Raw genomic sequence first — 4,181 nt, 5'->3', positions numbered from 1 at the left:
GGGCTGCGTCAGGGGCTAAATTATGCCTGGAGCCATGAGTTGCCACCGTTGGACATGTGGACGAACGTGCGGATTTTCAAAGCCGACGACGCTTGGACGCTGATGGATACGGTCGGCAACGGCCAATTGGATCTGCCTGATTTGGAAGCCGTTTATCAAGCGGATAAGTTCGAGCCGGCCGACATCGAGCGATTTTTGCGAAACGCGTCACTCTATATGTTGACGTCCGATGAAGAGGTCGAGGACGGCGATACCGCTGATGGCCCCGGCGAATTGACTTGGCAAGCGCTCGAGTGCGAAGAGGCATTGTCGGATCCACCGCGGCCCACCATTCGCTGGATCCCGCAAGACGGTGGCGAGCCGCCGGAAGAGTTCTTGGATCGCGGTCAGGCCGAAGACGAGTTTGATGAAGACGAACTCGACGAAGATTTTCTCGAGGATGACGACGACGATCTCTAACGACGTCCCGTAGCGAAGCTCGCCAATGGCTTGCTGATTTGATCCAAAGGCAAATTGCAATGGTGAGCCGTGGGCCGTAAGACACCGGGTATCGCGTGGGACCCGGCCGCTGACGCGCGAGCGGCTCAATAAATCAACAAGCCGCCAAGAGTTTCCGGCCGCGATGATTTTGTTTTCCACATGGCTCGACCGGGCGTGAGTTGCGGCGAACGCTGCGCGGCGGAATCATTCTCCTTATAATGGGCTCGCCCACGTTTGCTTGTTCCCCCCTTCTAATTGCCACGTCGATTTTGTTCTGCAAGGAGGACCACCGTTATGCCGCTATTGATTCAAGGCACGGCGATTGTGATCCGCAACGATGCACTGGATCGTTGTTTGCCGGGCGGGGCTGCTGATTTTGCCTCGATCGCTCCGAACGCGATGAGCTACAGTGACGACCTACTGTCGCAAGCAAGTTTTATGTCGCCGTTGGACGCGCATCGTTTTGCCGAACAGCTTGAATTGTATGGACTCGATCGGACTAATGACGTGGTTGATTTTGTGATGGTTCACTCTCATGATCAAACCGCCGAACCCGACAATGATTGGCTGATCTTGTTCGAATACGAAGGCGGCTTGATTGCAACGATGCGGGGGAGTGAGAGTCGAAAAATCGTCGCTCCTAAATCATGGACACCGGGCGAGCAGCCTGCGCTACAACATTTGTCGGGCGAAGAGGTGCAATCGCGATTAGAGTTCGTTCGCCGCGATGGTAAAGTCGATGTGTACCGGGACAAGGAAACCGGGCAATTGCTCTATCACACTCGGCTGCATGAAACCGACGAAGAGATTTATGAACGAGCTGTGGCGGTGGTGTGGCAACACAATCGCAATCCGGGCGATCCGCCGGTGGATGCCGGTCAACAGGAAGAATTGCGAAACGCGATCGGGCAATTGCAACACTTGATCGCGAAGCAACCTGCCGCATGGGGCGCCCACGTGATGTTGGGAAAAGCTTGGTTTGCCGTTGACGAACTCAAGCGAGCTCGCGATTGTTTGCAACGTGCGGCGGATCTTGAACCCGACAATACGATGGTGCTCAAAGAACTCGCCGGCATCTGTTTGGAACAAGCGGATACCAAACAGGCGTGTCAGGTAGGCGAACATGCCGTCGCCGTCTCACCGGACGATCCCGAATTGCTTGGCAATTTGGCCGTCGCCTATTTGATTGATGGGCAAACCGCGAAAGCCGAAAAGACAATCGCCCACGCGAAGCGAATCAAACCCGAGGATGCGGTCAATCAACACATTGGCAATCTCGTGTCCGACGTGATTCAGGGGCGTCGAGAATCGCCGCGCACGCTGCAGCAGATGATGAGTCCGCCAAAGCCGGCGTCCTGGTACAACCGAGCCCGCCGGTGGCTTGGACGATCCGAGTAAATGGGGGCTGTCTCGATTGGCGCGGCAGGCGAGAGCGATCGGGGGCCGTGCGTTCCCAGGCAGAGCCCGAGGAATGAGGGAGCGAATCGAAAGAGCCTGCAGCGACTGCCGTTAAGCGGCTTTTAATTCGTTTTGAATTTGGCTTGAAACGCGGGCCGGCAATGTGGCACTCTCGCGACGAATTCCATCGCTGCCGTAATAAATGATCGTGTTTTTGCTGAAATCGCAAATCGCGGTCAATTTGACGCTACGAGGGCCATGCAGGCAGAAGTACATGCCGCACGGTTTCCCGCCTCGAATCACTTCCCGCTGCGTCATCGGGAACTGCTTTGACTCAAGATGCCCGAGTTCGCAAAGCCGGCGTTCGACGTTCGCACAAAGTGTTTGGTAGTCGACGCGAGTAGGCGTGATGCAGATCATGAGTTGCGTAGCTCGGGGGGAACGCCCAATGTTTCACACGGCCTGGCGATTGGGTGTTAGCACCGCGAGGCAGGGTTCCGTATCGGCGCAGAGTCCGCTCGAAAATTAGCAGTGTGGGGCCGAGTTTGGCTGCTAGTTCCGCATTTACTGTTAAAAGATATCGATTGTGTCGGTCCCGTTCCGAATGACACATTTCAATAAAAATAGTGATGCCAACGCGGTCAGTTGCTATCCGGTTGAGTGATACGACCGAAAATATCTCGCAAGATTACCTGTTCTAGCGAGGCGTCACGACCGAGCGGGATCCAGCCGAGCGTCTGGGGGGTGTCATCGATGCGGTTTTGTTCACGTATCAACGTGCCATCGTGCCGTTTGTTCGATGCCGATTCGGTGGCATATTGATTCCGATCGGTGTCCTCGAGATCTTTCTGGACTACCACTTCGATCACGTATCCGGCGCCTTGCGGACGAACCGTCACGATCGCGCGACGACGAATCGATTGCAGCGTCGATTGCAATCGTTCAAACCCAGGTGTGCTGTCCTTTTTCCAAGGCTCCATCAGCGATGCGCCGACTTGATAGGTGGTTTCCAGCCGACCATCCAAGACGATGCCGTCCGAGTTTTGTACCGGTTGTTCGCGAGCGATGCGAAAGTAATCGTCCATCGCATCGACGACTTGCGACCAAACGAATGCATCCGGAGCCGGAGGAAGTTCTAACGGGTTCGGGATAAACGTTTCAGGAACGTTGGTAGTCAGTCGGTGGGCGAGTTGGCCACAACCCGCCAACAGTAGCGGAGCAAGCGAAACGCACAAGGCGTAGAGAGCAATTCGCTTGATCATGGGAACGGTCTCAGGAGGCGTAAACGTGATGCGTAGTAAACGGGCCGCGGTAAACGGGCGACGCTTGGATCAAGCCAAGACGATTGCGGTGAGAGGGGGGGGATGGTAGCGACCCGAGACCTACTGCGGGTGAACTGGCCTAACGCGTTGGATCGACGATGGTTGTCTTTAGAAGCGATGCGGATTGGTAGCGGGATCATTCGGACGCCATCCAATGCTTATGGGCAACGGTTTCGCTCCTTCGATATCCTCAGGAAACAGACTCCACACTTGCACTCGTTTCTGCATGTCCTTCATCACGTTCTTTTGTGAATCGGTGATCTTCTGCTCGCGAATTTTTGCACGAATTTCATCCTGTGCTCCACTTAGCGGGTTGAACCCTGCTTCGCGGCGATCCAGTACACGCAAGATGTGGTAACCGGTCTCGTCCTCGATAATCTCGCTCATCGCATTCAGCGGCAGTGAAAAGATTTGTTGGTCCAGCACGTCCGAGGCAAGCGATCCTTTGGCGGTCCAATCATGTAGGCCTCCGGAACTGGCAAACGGCTCTTGGCTCTTGGCTCGTGCGACCGCTTGAAGATTCCCACCAAAATAGGCTTCGCGTCCCATCTCGGAAATCGCTTTCATCGCGTCTTCGCGCGAAGCAAAGTTGCTGAACAGCACGGTCAATTGTTCCCACGTCGCCTCGGCGGGGTGACGGTAGTCATCCAGATGTTCGTTGTAATATTGGTTGATGTCGGCGATCGAGACGGTCGGGTCCTTCTCGACTTTGCTGCGGATATAGAGGTGACCGAGCATGGCGTCGGTAAAGTCGCGTTGCCGAGACGCCAGCGAACTTCCCTTTTCACGAAGCAACGCATCGAGCTCGGCAATATCGGTGACCTTGTATTGCTTTTTCAGCTGAGGCAATTCCGATTCAAAAAACATTTGTCGTGCGCGTGCGGCAAGTGTTGCATCGGCCTCGGCACGTTTATCCGCGGTTTGCGTTCCCACTTGGTCTAGCAGGAAACTCTCTCGCATCATCTTGTTCTGGATCGCCTG

General features: G+C 55.2%; 5 protein-coding genes. 2 read left to right on the top strand and 3 right to left on the bottom strand.

The window, feature by feature from the left end; genetic code table 11:
- On the top strand, positions 1-459 hold a 459-nt coding region (locus ABX962_RS31655), incomplete at its 5' end, for a DUF4261 domain-containing protein (protein ID WP_372725590.1).
- Positions 460-774: 315 nt separating this feature from the next.
- Entirely contained in the window at positions 775-1,878 is a 1,104-nt protein-coding gene (locus tag ABX962_RS31650) for a tetratricopeptide repeat protein (RefSeq protein WP_372725588.1), read from the top strand.
- A 111-nt stretch (positions 1,879-1,989) separates the two neighbouring features.
- Here the strand turns inward: ABX962_RS31650 and ABX962_RS31645 are convergent, their stop codons facing one another.
- The 3 genes from ABX962_RS31645 to ABX962_RS31635 all read right to left on the bottom strand — a co-directional run.
- Positions 1,990-2,298 carry a hypothetical protein gene (locus tag ABX962_RS31645; RefSeq protein ID WP_372725587.1) on the bottom strand — a complete coding sequence of 103 codons (309 nt, stop codon included), beginning with the start codon at positions 2,296-2,298 and terminating at the stop codon, positions 1,990-1,992.
- A gap of 221 nt (positions 2,299-2,519) precedes the next feature.
- The gene (locus ABX962_RS31640) at positions 2,520-3,140 is read right to left on the bottom strand and encodes a hypothetical protein (RefSeq protein WP_339944011.1); all 621 of its coding nucleotides are present in this window, start codon (positions 3,138-3,140) and stop codon (positions 2,520-2,522) included.
- A gap of 168 nt (positions 3,141-3,308) precedes the next feature.
- A partial coding sequence (locus tag ABX962_RS31635) for a peptidylprolyl isomerase (protein WP_372725585.1) occupies positions 3,309-4,181 on the bottom strand: 873 nt, incomplete at its 5' end.

The sequence above is a fragment of the Novipirellula sp. genome (genome assembly GCF_041583735.1).
Taxonomy (GTDB): Bacteria; Planctomycetota; Planctomycetia; order Pirellulales; family Pirellulaceae; genus Novipirellula.
This window is presented reverse-complemented; position numbering and strand designations above follow the sequence as displayed.